General features: G+C 43.2%; 15 protein-coding genes. 4 read left to right on the top strand and 11 right to left on the bottom strand.

Annotation, left to right across the window (positions count from 1 at the left end; translation table 11 throughout):
- Positions 1–32 precede the first annotated feature (32 nt).
- Both dksA and sfsA read right to left on the bottom strand, forming a co-directional pair.
- Positions 33–476, bottom strand: coding sequence for an RNA polymerase-binding protein DksA (dksA, locus tag SFRI_RS16895; protein WP_011638715.1), 444 nt, complete (start codon positions 474–476; stop codon positions 33–35).
- Between the two features lie 118 nt (positions 477–594).
- Complete coding sequence (gene sfsA, locus SFRI_RS16890; protein WP_011638714.1) at positions 595–1,299, bottom strand: DNA/RNA nuclease SfsA; 705 nt, start codon at positions 1,297–1,299, stop codon at positions 595–597.
- 144 nt (positions 1,300–1,443) lie between these two features.
- On the opposite strand from sfsA, the gene pepB reads away from it, so the two are divergent.
- Positions 1,444–2,718, top strand: coding sequence for an aminopeptidase PepB (gene pepB, locus SFRI_RS16885; protein WP_011638713.1), 1,275 nt, complete (start codon positions 1,444–1,446; stop codon positions 2,716–2,718).
- 54 nt (positions 2,719–2,772) lie between these two features.
- On the opposite strand, the gene thpR is transcribed toward pepB, so the two are convergent.
- Positions 2,773–3,318 carry an RNA 2',3'-cyclic phosphodiesterase gene (thpR, locus tag SFRI_RS16880; RefSeq protein ID WP_167526100.1) on the bottom strand — a complete coding sequence of 182 codons (546 nt, stop codon included), beginning with the start codon at positions 3,316–3,318 and terminating at the stop codon, positions 2,773–2,775.
- Positions 3,319–3,526: 208 nt separating this feature from the next.
- Here thpR and SFRI_RS16875 point away from each other — a divergent pair, with 208 nt between their 5' ends.
- The 3 genes from SFRI_RS16875 (at position 3,527) to mrcB (ending at position 10,893) form a co-directional block, all read left to right on the top strand.
- Complete coding sequence (locus tag SFRI_RS16875) at positions 3,527–5,788, top strand: putative bifunctional diguanylate cyclase/phosphodiesterase (protein ID WP_011638711.1); 2,262 nt, start codon at positions 3,527–3,529, stop codon at positions 5,786–5,788.
- Positions 5,789–5,977: 189 nt separating this feature from the next.
- Complete coding sequence (hrpB, locus tag SFRI_RS16870) at positions 5,978–8,524, top strand: ATP-dependent helicase HrpB (protein WP_011638710.1); 2,547 nt, start codon at positions 5,978–5,980, stop codon at positions 8,522–8,524.
- Positions 8,525–8,592: 68 nt separating this feature from the next.
- Complete coding sequence (gene mrcB / locus SFRI_RS16865; RefSeq protein ID WP_011638709.1) at positions 8,593–10,893, top strand: penicillin-binding protein 1B; 2,301 nt, start codon at positions 8,593–8,595, stop codon at positions 10,891–10,893.
- 211 nt (positions 10,894–11,104) lie between these two features.
- Here mrcB and SFRI_RS16860 read toward each other — a convergent pair whose 3' ends face one another.
- The 8 genes from SFRI_RS16860 to SFRI_RS16825 form a co-directional block, all read right to left on the bottom strand.
- Positions 11,105–11,914 (bottom strand): potassium channel family protein, encoded by an 810-nt coding sequence (locus SFRI_RS16860; protein ID WP_011638708.1) that lies wholly within the window; start codon positions 11,912–11,914, stop codon positions 11,105–11,107.
- A gap of 129 nt (positions 11,915–12,043) precedes the next feature.
- Positions 12,044–12,379: a hypothetical protein gene (locus SFRI_RS16855; protein ID WP_011638707.1), complete on the bottom strand. Its 336-nt coding sequence runs from the start codon at positions 12,377–12,379 to the stop codon at positions 12,044–12,046.
- A gap of 23 nt (positions 12,380–12,402) precedes the next feature.
- Positions 12,403–13,056, bottom strand: a complete 654-nt coding sequence (locus SFRI_RS16850) for a hypothetical protein (protein WP_011638706.1) — start codon at positions 13,054–13,056, stop codon at positions 12,403–12,405.
- Between the two features lie 6 nt (positions 13,057–13,062).
- On the bottom strand, positions 13,063–13,752 hold the full coding sequence (locus SFRI_RS16845; RefSeq protein WP_011638705.1) for a PspA/IM30 family protein: 690 nt from the start codon (positions 13,750–13,752) through the stop codon (positions 13,063–13,065).
- Between the two features lie 10 nt (positions 13,753–13,762).
- Positions 13,763–14,176: a YjfI family protein gene (locus SFRI_RS16840; RefSeq protein ID WP_011638704.1), complete on the bottom strand. Its 414-nt coding sequence runs from the start codon at positions 14,174–14,176 to the stop codon at positions 13,763–13,765.
- Positions 14,177–14,255: 79 nt separating this feature from the next.
- On the bottom strand, positions 14,256–16,016 hold the full coding sequence (locus SFRI_RS16835) for a polyamine aminopropyltransferase (protein ID WP_011638703.1): 1,761 nt from the start codon (positions 16,014–16,016) through the stop codon (positions 14,256–14,258).
- 3 nt (positions 16,017–16,019) lie between these two features.
- Complete coding sequence (locus SFRI_RS16830) at positions 16,020–16,919, bottom strand: DUF350 domain-containing protein (protein ID WP_011638702.1); 900 nt, start codon at positions 16,917–16,919, stop codon at positions 16,020–16,022.
- Positions 16,920–16,932: 13 nt separating this feature from the next.
- Positions 16,933–17,895, bottom strand: coding sequence for a hypothetical protein (locus SFRI_RS16825; protein ID WP_011638701.1), 963 nt, complete (start codon positions 17,893–17,895; stop codon positions 16,933–16,935).
- Positions 17,896–17,970 lie beyond the last annotated feature (75 nt).

The following is a 17,970-nucleotide window of genomic DNA, read 5'->3' as shown; positions in this document are numbered from 1 at the left end:
GGCGAGATAATCTCGCCCTAATCAATAACGGGTTAACCCGCCATTTGTTTTTCTTTTATTTCAGCTAACGTTTTACAATCGATACATTGATCGGCTGTAGGGCGAGCTTCAAGTCGACGGATACCAATTTCTACACCACATGAGAAGCAGAAACCAAAATCATCTTCTTTGATCAACTGTAAAGTCTTTTCAATCTTTTTGATCAATTTACGTTCTCTGTCACGAGCGCGTAATTCTAAGCTGAATTCTTCTTCTTGTGCTGCACGGTCGACAGGATCAGGAAAGTTTGCAGCTTCATCTTGCATGTGAGTTAACGTACGGTCGACTTCTTCACGCAATTGGTTACGCCATGCTTCGAGGATCAATGTAAAGTGACCACGTTGCTTGGTATTCATATACTCTTCACCAGCCGATTCCTGGTAAGGATCTACTCCAGCGATAGCGAGTACGCCAAGTTTTTTCGTGCCTTGAGGCATAACGCATCTCCTGTAATCATTTGCGTTTTAAGGACGTCTTAAATTTATGGCCGCTATCTATACCAGAAACTCTATAGCGTGGCAAATTTTTTACCTGTTATTTAATTTTTATTTTGATCTACAGCATGACTTTACAAGCTGAAGTGATCAGGCTTCCCTGTGGCGAAAGCGCTGTTTTGTAAGCTAGCACTTCAACGCCATTTGCTACGGCTTGTTCAAGTAAGTCTGCGTAATGTGGATCTATGTGTCGCGCGGGTTTAACACTCGTGATGGCACTGTGCTGCACCACAAATAATAAAACCGCACGATGGCCTAATTCCACCATGTGGATTAATTCTCGCAGATGCTTCTGTCCACGCGTGGTTACAGCATCTGGGAAGTAACCCATTTGATCTTCTAGCAAAGTACAGCTCTTCACTTCAATATAGCACTCAGGTCGGTTTTGGCTAGTGAGCAAGATATCGATGCGGCTATTTTCACTGCCGTACTTCACTTCACGTTTTAAATGCTCGTAACCTAACAGTTCGGTAATCACTTGCCGATTAATCGCTTCTTCTGCAAGAGCATTGGCTCGTCCGGTATTAATCCCGATATAATGCTGCTGATCTGTCTGCATTAGTTCCCATGTGTGGGCATATTTTCGTTTTGGATTGTCGGAGGTGGAAAACCACACCTTTTCACCAGGGAATAAGCAATTTTTCATTGAACCAGTATTTGGGCAATGAATAGTGATTTCTTGCCCGTTAGGTAGCATGATATCGGCAAGAAAGCGTTTGTATCGTTTAATTAATACACCGGACTCTAATTCGGGAGTAAATTTCATCGATGACTCATCTAATGAGTTGATTTACAACAATGCTAACAAACTTTAGCTTGGTTTATCGATTATGTTTTGTCTACACTACTGCCATTAGCTCGTGATTAAGCTCGAGCATTGGTGTTATTTGGCTTACTACAAGGGATTATTATGAATATTATGACCGTTACGCTCACCACCGAAGCCCCTGCAGAACATTGGGGTAAAGCTGATGTGACTTACCAAGGTACTAAGGCAACAATCCATCTATCGGGTAGCGATGAACTGCGTCAAGTACAGATGGCGGCAAGAAAAATCCGCAATCAAGGCATTAATTATGTGCAGCTGGACGGCGGCTTATGGACCCTGAATTCACAGTGGGCATTTGCACAAGGTTTTGCCACGGCTAAAGCAGGATACCAAGTGGATTGGTGTGGTAGTGACGCCGATAAAGAGACGTTGAATCAACGTGCTGTAGCGGCCCAGTTTGCTCGTAAATTGATTAATGATACTCCTGAAGATTTATCGCCATTATCGTTAGCTAATCAAGCGGCGTCTTGGTTAAAAAATATTGGTGGTGACCATGTCAGTTTTAACATTATTGAAGGCCATGAATTATTAGAAAAAAAATGGGTCGGAATTCATGCTGTTGGTCGTGGTAGTGAACGTCCTCCTGCATTGTTAGAGCTTGATTTTAATCCGTTAGGTGCGGATGCTCCAGTCTCTGTTGCGTTAGTGGGCAAAGGCATAACGTTTGACTCAGGCGGCTATAGCTTGAAGTCGTCAGAAGGCATGTTAGCGATGAAGTGTGACATGGGCGGAGCTGCCACGGTTACTGCTGCATTAGGATTAGCCATGAAGGCTGGTTTGAACAAACGCGTTAAGCTATTTTTATGTTGTGCAGAAAACTTAGTTAGTGGTAATGCTTTCAAACTCGGTGATGTTCTAACCTACAAAAATGGCACCACGGTTGAAATCGTTAATACTGATGCTGAAGGACGTTTAGTGCTAGCTGATGGTTTACAAGCTGCATCAGAAACGGGCGCAGGCTTAATTATTGATGCTGCAACGTTAACTGGTGCCGCAGTGATGGCAGTGGGCTCAAACTACAACGCCATTTTTTCACCACAAAAGGCGACATTACAGCTTGCCCAACAATGTGCTGAAGCCGTTTCTGAAAACGTTTGGCCATTGCCGTTGGATGCTTGGCATAAAGATATGTGTCCATCAGCTTATGCTGATACTGCAAACAGTCGACCAGTTAAAGGTGGCGGTGCTGGTGGTGCATCAAATGCGGCCGGTTTCTTATGGCGTTTTGTTTCACCAAAAGCGAATTGGTTACACGTTGATCTTGCTGGAGCTTTTGAATCATCAGCGTCGGCGTTATGGGCCGCTGGTGCGACAACGCATGGCGTATTGACGATTGCTGAGTTATTAAAAGACTAGCCATCAGGTGCCAGTATCATAAAACCGTCGCTCACATTCTGTGGTGACGGTTTTTTATTTTTGCAGTAATGGCCAACTTTCTACTATCGTGTAGTTAACGTTATTGTGGCGGCCAGTCGATTGATATAAGTGCAAATGGCTTGGTGCGATAATGAGCTGAGTGTCCTTTACCTCGGTTGGTAAAGAAGCTGTTGTCACCCCACGAAATAGACTAATGTGCGGAACATAATCGTATTGACTGACGGCAAGATGATGAGTTTTTGCAATGTTCTTAATGTCATTCGCCATAGTGTTTAATGATGCACTCGCCTGTCCTTTTAAACAGATTAATTGTGCTGTTTGCCACCAAGCAAAGGTGTCGATAATTTGGCTGAAAGTTGTTTTAGGCATCTGATTTATTGCTTCGCGGATTTTTGAACAAGTGGTCGGATCTATTTGACCGAAAAAGCCTAATGTTATGTGTAAGTTGTGTGCTAAAGTGGCTACTGAATTTGTATTTATTTTAGTTATAAGTGTTTGTTGTAGATGTAATATTTTATCTATTTGTGGTTTGTCTAAGCTAAAGCCGACAAATAATCTTGCTGACGAAGGTGTTTGCATCTGGTTGGCCCTATTATTTATTGAGCTGAAACATAAACGTTGATAGATTAACAATGCTACTAATTTTAAAAACATATCGTGGTTTCAGTTAACTATATAATCAATATTGTGCTTATAGTTAGTGCTTATAGTTAGCGATATGGCATCCACAAGATAACTGATTTTATTCCCAAGCAAATTGAATTGCTAACCTTGAATGAGTTGATGAATGGCCGATAGCACCCAGCAACTATTGAAAAGTGTTTTTACAAATGGACCTATTGAGGGTAATGATACTTCGGTGTTATCACTGCTTAATCAAGCATTAGAATTAGTCTGTCAAAGGCTAGAATGCAGCGCTGCATTTGTGTTGACTAGTCAATATGATAAATTATTTGCCGTTGATACTGATATTATCGACACTTCAGAGCAACAATGTGTCAGTCATTTTGGTGCTTCACCTGCATCAGAAGCGCTGTTTAACAAGCATTTACAAGATAATTTATCACTGTGCGAATCATTATTTAACAGCCATCAATCAATCATTTATCCCCATTCCCCAGAGAAATCATTTACCGCTGATGAAAATCGACTCCTTACACCGCTTTTAGACATCTTTAATCAACTCGATATTGATTGTAAGCATCTTGCTCTGAGTCCTGTTTTGCACGTTGGTAATGTCAAAGTTGTTTTAGGCACTATGTGTGCATCCGATGCTAATCCCGTTGTGGGTCAGCAAGACGATCCTTGTGCGTTTGTGCAAAAGTTACTCGATGACACCGCATACCAATTAGCCTCTTCACTTGAGCTTCGTCGTTTATCCGTGCTTTTAGACAGTAAAGATAAACAGTATCAAGAGCTTTTTCAGTTACTGCCGATGCCATGTGCGCTGATTGATTTACACAATAATGTTGTATTGCAAAATGATGCGAGTAAACAAAATTTGCCCATTACAGTCGGGCAGAGTTTATTTTCGTTGTTACGAGAAGAAGATCATCCCTTGTTACTCGATACCTTACATATCGTTCGAGAAGGTATTTTACGCCAAGCCTGGTGTGAAGTACCGTTACGAAATGGGGTTCAAATTTACTGGTATAAATTCAGCTTTTGTCATGCGCTTAATAAGCAGCAACAGTTATTGTTAATGATTGAAGATGTCACCGAGCGTTATCGACTTGCCGATGAGTTATCGTTTCATTCAAATTATGATGTGCTAACCGGATTACCAAATCGATTGCAGTTCGAAAACATGCTTGAAGAGTTATTAAAAGATGAAGAGCATATACCTGCTTGTATTGCCTTTCTCGATCTCGATCAATTTCAAGTGGTAAATGATCTTAGCGGCCATCAAGCGGGTGATGTGTTGCTGCAACAAGTGGCTGTGCGATTAAAACAATTATTACGTAAAGACGATGTTGTTGCGCGTTTAGGCGGCGATGAGTTTGGCTTATTGATGCACTATTCAGATACCGCATCGGCGCAACAAGTGGCAAAACGAATTTGCCAACAGTTGTTTGATCATGAATTTACTTGGAAAGGTATCAAGCACAATATTAGTGCCAGTATTGGTATTGCCAAAGTCGATTATGTTGACTCAGATATTTACGGCGTGATGAGTAAAGCTGATGCCGCTTGCCGTCTGGCCAAAGAAGAAGGCCGTAACCGTTGGCATTTTTATAATCCTGACGATCCACAAATGCACATGATGTATAACCAAATGTTGGCATCTGTGGATATTACAGGCGCACTGGCGTTAAATCAGTTTGAGTTATTTTATCAATTAATCGAGCCGCTCGATAAACCCGACACTGGTATCCACATGGAAATTCTACTTCGCATGGTACAAAGCGATGGCCAGTATGTATCGCCAGGGGTGTTTTTACCTGCTGCTGAGCGTTACAACTTAGCGCCTCGAGTAGACCGTTGGGTTATCGATAATTTATTGAAGTGGGGTGGTAATAATTTAGCCATATGGGAACAGCTTTCAATGGTGTCGGTGAATTTGTCTGCGATGTCACTTGCCGACAATAAGTTCATGACTTGGCTCGAAATGCGCTTAATGGTTGAACCTGAACTGGTGAGTAAATTATGTTTTGAAATTACCGAAACCGCAGCGGTAAGCCAATTAGACCAAGCTACTGGGTTAATTGAGTTGTTACGGCCATTTGGTTGTAAGATTGCATTAGATGATTTTGGTTCTGGCTTTTCCAGCTTTGCGTATTTAAAGTGTCTTGATGTTGATTACGTTAAAATTGACGGCCAATTTGTGGTGAATTTATGCGAAAACCGCAGTGATAAAGCTATTGTTTCGGCGATATGTCAGCTCGGTAAAGACATGGGTTTTGAAGTTATCGCAGAGTTTGTTGAAAACACCGACATTGGTGTATATCTGAAAAATATTGGTGTCGATTATGCGCAAGGCTATGCCATTAATAAACCGACACGATTAGCTGAATTACAACACGGTTTACGGACTCCTTGGTTAACATAAGTTGAGTGAGTAAAGTAACTCAATAACTGAGAGCGGTTAATTGCTTTGTTAAAAAGGTAGTGAAATAGACAGTGAAATAGGCAATTAATGACACCTTGATACAATGTGGGTAAAATGAGCCGCAGAAAATAGCCGTAAAAGTTAATCGCGTTGACCTCAAAACAAGTTTTGCAGCAGCACCCATCATTGATGACCACGACATTGCCGATTCACGCGGTACTCGACTCGTTGCGTGTGCAGTTTTCGGCCCATTCACACATCATTATCGAAGCGCCAACCGGTGCAGGTAAATCCACTGCATTACCATTAGCGATGTTAGCCTGGCCCGAAATTCGTGGCAAAATTCTGATGTTAGAACCCCGTCGAGTCGCCGCCCGCAATGTCGCCAAGTTTATTGCCCAACAATTGGGCCAAAATGTTGGCCAGCAAGTGGGTTATCGTGTTCGCGGTGAGTCAAAAGTCAGTGCAGATACTCGATTAGAAATTGTCACCGAAGGTATTCTGACCCGCATGATCCAACAAGACCCTGAGCTTAGTGGGATTGATGTGATTATTTTTGATGAAATACATGAACGTCATCTTACGACTGATTTAGGCTTGGCTTTAGCATTGGAAGTGCAGCAATCATTACGTGACGATTTACACATTATTGCTATGTCTGCCACCTTGTCTGGCTTACCGCTAGACACGTTAATGCCCGATGCTGCGCAAATACACAGTGATGGCCGCAGTTTTGAGGTTGAGATTGCTTATCAGCCTTGCCCTGGACAACAGTTGTGGCTAACACACATGTCCCGCGTGATTATCGATACCATTTCAGATCCCAATCTAGCGCAATATCAACAAGGCAGCGTTTTGGCGTTTTTACCCGGTAAAGGTGAGATCCGTAAATTAGCTGGATTATTGCGTGAGCGTTTAGATGCATCATGGCTTATTTGTCCTATGTATGGCGACTTGTCGTCAGCGGAGCAAGATCAAGCCATTCGTGCAGCAGAACCGGGTAAACGTAAAATAGTTCTCGCGACTAATGTGGCAGAATCGAGTTTAACGATTGAAGGCATCACCCTTGTTATAGACAGCGGTTATCGACGTGAAGCGAGTTTTAACCCTAAAACCGGCGTGACACGCTTAGGGCTTAAGCGCATTAGCCAGGCATCGGCTATTCAGCGTAGTGGCCGAGCTGGGCGCTTAGCAGCGGGTTATTGTGTGCGTTTGTGGAGCCAAGAAGAACAAGGGCGAATGCGTAAAGTCGATGAGCCTGAAATTACGCAAGCAGAACTGACTTCGATGGCGCTTGATTGTGCTAATTGGGGCGCTAAATCATTTGCTGAATTATCGCTGCTCACACCGCCACCTACGATCCACGAACAAGTCGCTTGGCGATTACTTATTCAACTGGAATTAATCAACCAGCAACATAAGTTAACGCCACTTGGCCGAGAGGCTTATGCATTAGGTTGCCATCCACGCTTAGCGCATATGCTGCTTAAAGCTAAGCAACTTGCCTTGCACGACAATCAGCCGCAACTTTGCCTGCTGGCTTGCGTATTAGCAGGCATTATTGAAGCCCGTGGACTACCGAAAAAAGGCGCTGATATTCATCATTATTTGACCGAGGCTTTGCAGGGGCAGATTAAACAGCAAGTAAGGCAATGGCAACAATCTTTGGCGATATCGGGACAGGTCAATGAAGCAATACGTAATGCTTCTACTCGTGATATTAGTTATTTGTTAGCACTTGCTTACCCTGATCGTATTGCCAAAGCCCGTGGTCATGAAGGCTTTTTGTTAAGTAATGGTACGGGGGTGATGATCAATGCCGAAGACAGTTTGGCTCATGAACCTTGGTTAGTGGTTGCTGACTTTCAAGAGATGCAAGGTCGTAATGCTGGGCAAATTTACCTTGCGGCAAGGTTAGATGAACGCTTGTTTACTGCAGAACTTGCCTCGTTAGTGACCACTCATGTTCACGGTGGTTGGGATGAAGCAAAAGGGCGTTTCTTTGCTGAAAAGCACACCAAAATCGGTGAGGTTATCATTAAAATCGACACCGGTATTACACCTGAACGAGCACACATTACCGCCGCATTAGTAGCGCAAATCCGTATAAAAGGGTTAACAATCCTTAATCGTGATGATCTGTTAATCCAGTTACAATATCGGGTTGAATTAGCTCGATACTTTGCGCCAGAGCATGATTGGCCTTGTTTAAGCGATGAGTACTTGCTGGCTACATTAGAAGATTGGCTTGGGCCGCATTTAGACAACATTCGTTCATTGGCCGCATTGTCTAAAGTAGGCGCGTATGGATTGGTGAAAAATTTACTCAATTGGCAACAGCAACAGCTATTAGATCAACTGGTGCCAACACATTGGCCGATGGCAACTGGCACACGTGCCCCCGTCCGTTACCAGATGCCACTTGATACAGACGGACATTTTTATCATAACAACGAACAGCAAGGCCGTGCGTTGCTTAGTGTACGTTTACAAGAAGCATTAGGAATGGCGCAAAGCCCGACAATATTACACGGCAAAATGACGGTTACTATGGAGTTGTTGTCGCCAGCACAACGACCATTAGCCGCCACGGCAGATTTAGCCAGCTTTTGGCAAGGGCCATATATTGATGTAAAAAAAGAAATGCGCGGTCGTTATCCTAGGCATTTATGGCCTGATGACCCAGTGAACACTGTGGCAACAAAATTTACTAAAAAGAAAACTCCAGGCGTGTAAATAAGCCATCGAGCTTATTCATAACATGCAATTATTTCAGCGTTATATGGAAAACGAAACCATTATTTATGAGTAAAAAAACCAAAAAGTCTTCAGCCAACACAAAAAAAAGTGGCTCATCTTGGTGGCAAAAACTGTGGTCGCTCACATGGAAATTATCAATCGTTGGTATCGCTGTTGTGAGCTTTTATGCGATTTATTTAGACCAAATTATTGCGCAGAAATTTGAAGGCCAAAAGTGGCATTTACCTGCCCAGGTGTTTAGTCGTTCAATGGCATTATATCCAGGGGCTGCGGTAAACCATCCGCAGTTAATGGCTGAGCTTAAGTTACTCGGTTATCGTAAAGTGTCTAATCCACGACAAGTTGGCGAATTTTCTGCTTCAAGTACTCGTATCGAATTATGGCGTCGACCATTTTTGCATCCCGAAGGCAATCAAGCCGAGCAACGAGTGATGATTAGTTTTGACTCTGAAGGCGTTAGCTCAGTTAAGCGGATGTCAGATAAACGGGAATTAGCGGTATTTCATTTAGAACCGGTATTACTTGACCGTATTATTACCGGCGATGGCGAAGACCGTTTATTTGTGCGAACGCCAGAGATGCCTTCGATGATCATCGATGCACTTATTTTGGTTGAAGACCGCAGCTTTTATGATCACTTTGGGGTTAACCCATTGGCGATTGCACGTGCTGCCGTAGTCAACATTACTGCTGGTCGGACGGTACAAGGTGGTTCAACCTTAACCCAGCAGTTAGCCAAAAACTTCTTTTTAAGCAGTGAACGTTCAATTGTGCGTAAAGTGCGTGAAGCGATAATGGCATTGATTATCGATTTTCGTTATAGCAAAGATGAAATTCTAGAAGCTTATCTCAATGAAGTGTACATGGGCCAAGACAAGGCTCGTGGTGTGCATGGTATGGGGTTAGCTTCACAATTCTACTTTGGTCGCCCTATTGGTGAGCTGACCGTGTCGCAGCAAGCCTTTTTAGTTGCGGTCATTAAAGGACCTTCTTATTACAACCCGTGGCGTTACCCTGAACGAGCTCAAGAGCGCCGTGATTTAGTGTTACGTCTGCTAATGGAAAGCGATAAATTAACCGTTGCCCAATATAAAGCAGCAGCAGAGTCGCCAATCGGTTTACGCAGCGCTAAAAAATCGGTACATCAGAAGTTACCAGCGTTTTTTGCTGTGGTTAAACAAGAGTTACGCGACCGTTATGGTGATTCGTTACTGAAGCAGTCGGGCGTAAAAGTGTATACCACGCTCGATCCTATGGCCCAAGAAGCCGCAGAAAAAGCCGTGTTGTCTACCATGGCATCACTGGATAAACGGGCTAAAAACGTTCAAGTCGGCATGGTTGTTACTGACAAATATACCGGCGGCATTGCTGCGATGGTGGGTGATAAACAACCGAGTTATGAAGGGTTTAATCGCGCGGTTGAGATTAGACGTCCCATTGGGTCGTTAATCAAACCATTCGTGTATGCCAGTGCATTACGCCAAGCAGATAGATTTACTCTAGCCACTCCCGTAGAGGACAAACCGATCACCCTTAAAAATGAGCAAGGGAAAACATGGTCACCTAAAAACGTTGATAAAAAGTTCAGTGGTCAAGTGCCTTTGTTAAACGCATTTAAAGATTCAATGAACGTTCCAACGGTTAATGTTGGTTTGGCTGTTGGCGTTGAAAAGGTTGCTGCTACATTGAAAAAATCGGGCTGGGAGGATGATATATCCCCTTATCCATCGATGTTGTTGGGGGCGGTGAATGGCTCTCCATTAATGGTGGCTCAAGTTTATCAAACCATTGCTGATGAAGGCCGCTATCGTAAGTTATCATCAATTACCGCGGTATTAGACAGTCAAAACCAAGCGTTGGAAGTGACTCGTGTTCCATCGTCGATGGCGATCGATCCGGCGACCGATTACTTAGTTCAATATGCAATGAACCAGGTAGTACGTAATGGTACGGCTAAGCGTTTAGGCGCAGCATTTCCTGGAGTTCGTTTAGCGGGTAAAACCGGCACTAGTAATGATAGTCGTGACTCGTGGTTTGCTGGATTTGATGAACGTAACGTAGCGGCTATTTGGGTTGGTCAAGACGATAACAGTAAAACGGGCCTGTATGGCAGCAGCGGCGCAATGGCAGTGTATCAAGCCTTTTTACATGAACGTCCACCGCTCAGTTTACGTATGATGCCGGTTAATGGCGTAATTAATGGCTATTTTGATCGTACAACGGGTGTGGCTAAGAAAGGTAATTGTGACAATATTATCGGTCTACCAGCATTAGACGCAAGCTATCATCCGGTAGCTAATTGTGGTGAGTCATTATCTTGGTGGCAGAAGCTGGTGGGAGAGTAACGCGTTAGCTTAACCATTATGTAGTTGCCAACAATAAGCCCAAAGTAAGTGATTACTTTGGGCTTATTGTTTCATCTCATCGGGATAATAAACGTTTTTAAACAATTCATTGTCCCACAAACTATGCAGCATAAGGCTGGCCGTTGACGCTGCGAGTGATAAGAAACTATTCCTTGGTCGTCACTAAAATGGCTGTGAGATATTGCAGAGGCTATTTACGCTGATCGAGTTGATTGCGTAAAGTGGCAATTTCTTCGATCATTTGCTGCTGATTTTGTTCCATGCGCTCAAGTGCTTGTTCTAGCTTGATATTGATTTCAGCTTTATGCGCGGCTTGAGCCTCTTGTGCTTCGTTACGTTCTTGCTCATCTGGTGCGACGAAAACAGATGCCATATAACCAGATATCACCCCGAAAAAGCTGACACCACTAATGATCACTAATCCACCAATGATATGTCCTACAGTACTGACGGGATAGAAGTCACCGTAACCGACGGTTGATATGGTCACTAATGCCCACCAAATGGCTTGCTCTGCTGTTTGGATATTGGCGCTAGGCTCAGTGCTCTCTACTAATAAAATAAGTACAGATGCCGTGGCTAAAATTAATACCATCGCCACCAGTAAACTGGCTAATGTAGATTGTTTTCGCTGACGTAATAACGGGATTAATAATGACCGGCTCATGCGGATTAATCGAATAACCCTTAATATTTGGAATATACGGGCGATACGCAGTGCTTCAATGGCCGGAATGCTGGCAACAAAGTCTATCCAATGGTGCCTAAAGTAAAAGCCTTTATTACGTGCTTTGAATAAACCATGGAAAAACTTGGTCATAAAAATCATGCAGATAGTCGTGTCGATATACAGCAACACTTTGTTGGTTTCAGCATCTAATTTACCAAACGTAATGGTGAGTACAATCACCACGGAGACCAATGATAACACCATCATTGCGAGTTCAAATGGGCTTGGACCATCGACATTTTTGATCGACCAACCTTTAGATTCGAGCATATTTTAAGTCCGCTTACATTCGTTCGCCGAGAGGCTTTGGTAAGATATTGAGTTTATCATAACAAAAAACGCACAAGACAAGTGTCTAGTGCGTTGTTTTTAGTTGATGTACTGTGCTGACAAAGGTGTTTATTTTGACGATTTAGTATCTACGAAGTGAACCAAATCATCTAATACGCGCTTTTTGATTTCCAGCTGCGACTCTGATTCTAAGCCGTATTTCTGGGCTAAAATAACATAATCTTCAGCATTTAATGACACAGTTAAACGAGGGCGCTTAGGACGTTTGGATACAGATAGTCCAAGTATGGTCCTGATTTGGTCTGAAGGACTGACGCCTTTGTCTAAGGCTTCTTTTCGGATTGAGTATTGAAACTTCTCATCCAGATCAAAAGCCACTTGGGTTGCTTTTGCTGCTTGTTGGTTTTTAAGCCACTTATCTGGTAACGGTTTGCCTGAACTCATTAGAAAATCGTCTCCTACCTGTATCAGCTTGCTGGCCAGTACTCTCTAATATCGGTCAGTGGGCGATATAAAGTCAACATCACTTCAGTGTCTCCACTTTCGTAAACTTCAACATCAAGTGCGTGAGTATCATCCGAATTGGCTAAACTGTAACCTTCAAAACCTTCGCCGCGAGCATCATCGTCGTTTTGAGGCGGCTTTAGATCGCGATAATCTTGACGGTGGAAGTAACCAAAAGCTGCAAATTCAACTTGATGATATTCATCACTGAGCCATTTATCGAACTCAGCAGCTAACTCGGCTGGAAGCGCCTGCAATGTCAGCGTTGCTTTGCCTGGTTCTTCAAATATTTCAGCAAATGCATCAAGATCAAACAATTGTTCAACCACAGCGCGATTGATTTTCATTGAAATACTTAAGTAAGATTCGTCTTCTTGCACGTAGGATAAATAGATTGCGGTGCCGCTATGGCCACGTAATAAGAATTCACAAAGCTGCGAGCGTTGGTATTCATAGGTATGAATAGCTTCAACCTTAAGCTGTTGCCCACGCAATTGCGTAGGCAAAGCAAAACTGTCATCAAAGGTGATCATATCACCCTTGAGCAGTTTATTAGGATGGTCAAGCTGACGCTTCGGGGCTTCTTTTTTGCCGAATAGGCCGCTAAGAAATCCCATAATAGCTTAACCTTTACGTGCTTTAATGCGATCTAGCACAGCATTAGCATTCGATTTTTGCTCGCCAATACCTGCTTCAGCTAACTTGGCATGTAATGACTTATCGCTATTCTCTTCAGCTAATGTTTCTGACGCTTTTAGGCGGTCATCAAACTGCTGTTGACGTGCTTTAATGCGCTCTAGTGAATCTTTAGCGTTAAGCAGTTTTGAATTGCTTGATGCAAATGAGTCTGTGATAGTCGCAGTGGCTTTTTGCACGCTTTCAGTGGTTTTAACCATAGTAAGTTGACGTTGATAATCATTTAATTGACGCTCAGTCTTCTTCACTAAATCTTTTAAACGCACTGCATGTGAGCTAAAGCTGTCATTGGCAGTTTGTTGTTCAGCTAATTCTTCGTCTAGCTGAGCAATCTTTTCAGCAATTTCAATCGCTAAAGCTTCATTACCTTTATCTAACGCTTGGGTTACATAACCTTCGTGCTCAACAACGCTACGCTTTAGGCGATCAATTTCGCGGCTGGCCTGCATTTCTTTGGCCATCACGTCAGTTAGTTCACGTTTAGCGCGGGTTAAATGTTTTTCTGCATCACGAATTTCTTGTTCAAAAATTCGGGTTGAGTTTGCGTCAACGATATTTTGGCCAACTTCAGTTGCACCACCACGAAACGCTGTAAGAATCTTGTTTAGAATGCCCATAATTGGCTCCTTAAATTAAAAATTCGACGAGTTCGTCGATGACTTCCAGACAGTTGTCTGACAGTACTGCTAATTCTTGTTCAATTTCTTCCATGCTTGATTGCACAGACAATGCACCGTAAACCACATATTTATCATCGATTTTGGCAAACGATGATAATGGCATTGGAATGTTGAGCTCTAACATGGTCTCAAACATTTCAGCGCGGCGAGCCTGGTTTACTTCGTTTTCGCCCCACAAATAACTGATACACAATATTTGGTTGTCAGTTACTGATACAAACACCGGAATTTCTTCTCGGCCGACAATATTGACTTGTAACACTTCAACATCACCGTCAATTGGATAACAATCAAACTGAAAACCGGTTTTGCTTTGATCGCACAGTCCGTTTAAGTGACCTGCAATAGTATGGATGTTCATATTCGTCCTTAATTGACATATTATGTCTGTGAGTAAAGATAGCATCTAGACATAATATGTCAAGCGCTATCTGATCCAATTAAAAAAGATTAATTACTTCGTTTTCTGACCAAGCCGCTAAATGGTAGTGATACAGCTGTAGTGAACCAATTTCATTGACTTTAATGTTGTCTATATCGCTATAGAAATGCTTTGGAAACTCAAATGAAGCGTGGATAAGCCCTGGGGTAAGCCACTCTTCTGGTACCGGAATTTGATCTATTGCAGCCAATCGTTGCTGCGGGTTTTTACCCATTTTACTGCCAATGCTCCAGCCCCATTCACCAAAGCTAGGGACATTATGGTGGTACTGCTTTACATTAAATGCAGCCGCAGTCAGTGTTTTTCCGACCGACATAAATGCTTTTTGGGCATGATAAGGTGAGGTTGATTGCACCGTGATCACGCCATCAGCGCTGAGTAACTCGTTGAGCTTGCGATAAAATAAATCTGAATAAAGTTTATTTAAGTCTGGATGACTTGGGTCGGGTAAGTCAACAATGATGGCATCAAACATTTTGCCATTTTGAATTAGCTTATCGACACCGTTAAACGCATCGTCGACCATAAGCGTTAAGCGAGGATCGTTTAAGGCATTGCCGTTTAACGTCAGTAATGCATCTCTTAAGTGCTTGGGCATATCTGCCGGAGGCGATTTAAACAGTGCCAGCAAGTCTTTATCTAAATCCATTAAGGTAACGGCTTTTGGTTGCCATTTGAGCACTTGTTTTAGCCCCAAGCCATCACCACCGCCAATAATTAACACGTTATCGTGACGTGCGCTGGCCGCCAGTGTGGGATGCACTAGGAAGCTGTGATAAATATGCTCGTCACTGCTCGAAAATTGCAGACGACCATTAATGTATAAATTATAAACCGGAGGTAATTCGCCACCGCGCAAACGTTCAGTAAAGTTGAGCTGCTGGAACCGTGTTGCTTTAGCGTAAACCACATGATCTTTATATAATAGATTATTAAAATGCTGTTCCCAGCTAGGGCCTTTAACCGCGAGTAAGCCAATCACAACGCTGGCAATAATGTGGCCTACTAGCAACCACTTAGCATAACGGATCTGTGCCCAAAATCGCCAAATAAATACTAGCCCAGCGAGTAAATTAACACTGGCTGTTAATGCCGCTGCTAGTTGAATATCAATCGACAACATAAAACCAACCCAGATAGCGGCGCCGATACCAGCACCAATGTAATCGGCACCATATATGGTGCCGGCATTATGCAGTAAGTGTGCTTCAGATAAGGATTGCCGAACTCGAGCAATAAGTGGGATCTCCATGCCAATCATTAACCCAAGCAATACTCCCCACACATAAGGTAAGAATTCACTAAGGGTTTGCAGGCTGGCAATAAAGCCACCATTGGGTAAATGATCGGGCGGCAAGCCCAATGTATTGGCGATAGTTAATGGAAGTTGTTGACCAAATCCAATCACGGCAGCGGTAACGATAATGGCAAATGAGCCACACAGTGCCACGGTTAATTCGAGCATGGCAAAGCCTGTAAACGCGCATTTTATTTTACGGGCAGCAAATGCGCCCACACCCATAGACACAATCATTAACCCAATCATGGTGTAAATGGCAGCTTCTAGTGCGCCGAGAATTCGGCCGGCATAGTGTGACAGTAAATATTCATAGATAAGGCCACATCCCGCCAGCGAAGCCATGATGCCGAGTAATAAGGCATCATCAAACTTCGATACTTGACGGGATGATAGAGGACTTTGCTGCGAGTCCCCCAGTGTTGTATTGGTGGGAAGTTCATCGAGCAAAGGTGTTGTCATAAATTAAGCCATTAACGCCGTAAGAATAAGAGCAACGGCAATACTAATCGCCATTTCAACGGCTGCAATACCTATGTTGTGTTGCTTTTCGACTTCCTCAGCAAGATTAATTCCGGCTAACACCAGTTTTTTCACTAAGGCGATCAGCAGCGATAACACCACTAGCATTATCAATGAGAATACACACCAACCGATAATGTTGGTTACATAGGCCGTTGGGTCATAAACAATAAAATGGCTTGCCGCATTGAAGCTTAACGCCATGGCTATCATGTAGCCGCTATGGCGCAATGCTAATGCCGTTTGACCTTGAGTTAAGGCTTGCTGCATTGAGGCATCTTGATTACGTTTAGCGTAACGTTTTTCACGTAATCGAGTGAGTATCACTAACATCAGTTGTGAGATCAAAAAGGCACTAAAAATAGCAATGAAGGTATCTAAAGTAATGTCTTCGGCCCACATTAAGACCGCGCGAATGATAATTGCTGTAGCAATAGCGGCAGCGGCATCAACCACAGCAACAGACACGTTACCTTTAAGAATTTCAGAATTTTTAGCAAATTCATTTAAGGCGATTTTATCATGCAAAAAGCGACCTAATTTAATCAATACTAAGCCAAACAAGCCGTAAGCGGACATGCCAATAGCTTCGGTTAAATAAGACGGTGCAGCCTCGCCGGTAATGGCGCCTGTAAGCACAATCCCTAATGCAGCAATTGCACCAGCGGTACTGATACCAAATGCAAAATTGTCACGTTCTGCTAGCTCTGCACTGCTGTTGACTTTAATACTCCAGCCTTGCAAATAACGCATTAGCGCCAGTAAAACGATGGCGATGGTTAAATCAATGGCTAAAATAATCGCCAAATGTTGAGTTAAGCCATATTCTTGAAAAAATGTCATGGTGAGTCCTTACCTATTTTCCACGGCTAACACCGCGACTAGTGCGGCTGCTTGAGTTACGGAAACTGCTGTCTTTTGAATAGCTCGAACGGAATTTACGACTCGCGCTCTGAGTGGTACTACTGGCTTTAGGTGCGCTAGCACTTTGACGCGACAAGCTTGTAGAACCTGTTCGAGTTTTTGCATAAGGGCTGTCGAATCGCTTCCCTTGGCTGTTAAAACGTTTCTTGGTTTGTTCAAAGGTTTTGGCTTGTGATGTCGCTTGTTTAGGTGAGGTATAACGGTAACGTCCTACATCATTATAATAGCTGTAACCACGATTTCCCGACCAACGGTCGTAACCTATTGGGCGAGTGAAGTTAGAAAACATCGCATACATGCCATACCAAGCCCAAATCGACGTGCCACTAGAATTGTTTTGCCAGCTACCATAAGCTGGGTTACCCACCAGCTGACTGCCTGCACCGCTACCGTCGGTTCCATTAGCAAGCGCTTCAGCTTCACGACTGATCGCATTCACTCTGGCGAGTTGCCCTTTAGACATATCGGCAACAACATTGACTGGGTCGGACAGCATATCGTTATACAAGCTGGTGTCAGCGGCTTGATAAATATTCTGTGCTTCAGCTAACTGCTGGTCTAAATCAATAAAATTAGCGCTGTCGTTTAAGTCTTTGTAACGACGCGTTAATGACTTAAACATTGGTCCTTCAGTGCTGGCATCTTTAGCCAATTCTTCTAGTAATGGGGTTAAGTCGGATTGACGCTGAGCGAGAACTCGAGTGTATTGTTTGAGTAACGTCGCATTGCGTAACTGATTGTTGTCGAGCGAACTAGCCAACAGATCAAGTCGTTGTTGGGTCAGTTGCTGGTACTTAGCAATTTGTTCCGGTCTGTCGTCACCGCAACCGCCAAGGGCTAGCGTGACAAACAATACCGTTATCAATGTGAGTACACGGGGGAGGTGACCTACCATGTTTTCTCCAAAATGTAGATTTTTCATGTGCTAATTCAATATGACACAGGTTATAGTAATCTTAGTGTCAATGAT

It is taken from the genome of Shewanella frigidimarina NCIMB 400, from assembly GCF_000014705.1.
Classification (GTDB): Bacteria; Pseudomonadota; Gammaproteobacteria; order Enterobacterales; family Shewanellaceae; genus Shewanella; species Shewanella frigidimarina.
Note: the sequence above shows the minus strand (reverse complement) of the source record. Positions and strands in the feature narration are given on the sequence as shown.

Coding starts and splice junctions, on each gene's coding strand:
- dksA (WP_011638715.1), bottom strand. CDS start 476: ATGCCTCAAGGCACGAAAAAACTTGGCGTACTCGCTATCGCTGGAGTA.
- sfsA (WP_011638714.1), bottom strand. CDS start 1,299: ATGAAATTTACTCCCGAATTAGAGTCCGGTGTATTAATTAAACGATAC.
- pepB (WP_011638713.1), top strand. CDS start 1,444: ATGAATATTATGACCGTTACGCTCACCACCGAAGCCCCTGCAGAACAT.
- thpR (WP_167526100.1), bottom strand. CDS start 3,318: ATGCAAACACCTTCGTCAGCAAGATTATTTGTCGGCTTTAGCTTAGAC.
- SFRI_RS16875 (WP_011638711.1), top strand. CDS start 3,527: ATGGCCGATAGCACCCAGCAACTATTGAAAAGTGTTTTTACAAATGGA.
- hrpB (WP_011638710.1), top strand. CDS start 5,978: ATGACCACGACATTGCCGATTCACGCGGTACTCGACTCGTTGCGTGTG.
- mrcB (WP_011638709.1), top strand. CDS start 8,593: ATGAGTAAAAAAACCAAAAAGTCTTCAGCCAACACAAAAAAAAGTGGC.
- SFRI_RS16860 (WP_011638708.1), bottom strand. CDS start 11,914: ATGCTCGAATCTAAAGGTTGGTCGATCAAAAATGTCGATGGTCCAAGC.
- SFRI_RS16855 (WP_011638707.1), bottom strand. CDS start 12,379: ATGAGTTCAGGCAAACCGTTACCAGATAAGTGGCTTAAAAACCAACAA.
- SFRI_RS16850 (WP_011638706.1), bottom strand. CDS start 13,056: ATGGGATTTCTTAGCGGCCTATTCGGCAAAAAAGAAGCCCCGAAGCGT.
- SFRI_RS16845 (WP_011638705.1), bottom strand. CDS start 13,752: ATGGGCATTCTAAACAAGATTCTTACAGCGTTTCGTGGTGGTGCAACT.
- SFRI_RS16840 (WP_011638704.1), bottom strand. CDS start 14,176: ATGAACATCCATACTATTGCAGGTCACTTAAACGGACTGTGCGATCAA.
- SFRI_RS16835 (WP_011638703.1), bottom strand. CDS start 16,016: ATGACAACACCTTTGCTCGATGAACTTCCCACCAATACAACACTGGGG.
- SFRI_RS16830 (WP_011638702.1), bottom strand. CDS start 16,919: ATGACATTTTTTCAAGAATATGGCTTAACTCAACATTTGGCGATTATT.
- SFRI_RS16825 (WP_011638701.1), bottom strand. CDS start 17,895: ATGGTAGGTCACCTCCCCCGTGTACTCACATTGATAACGGTATTGTTT.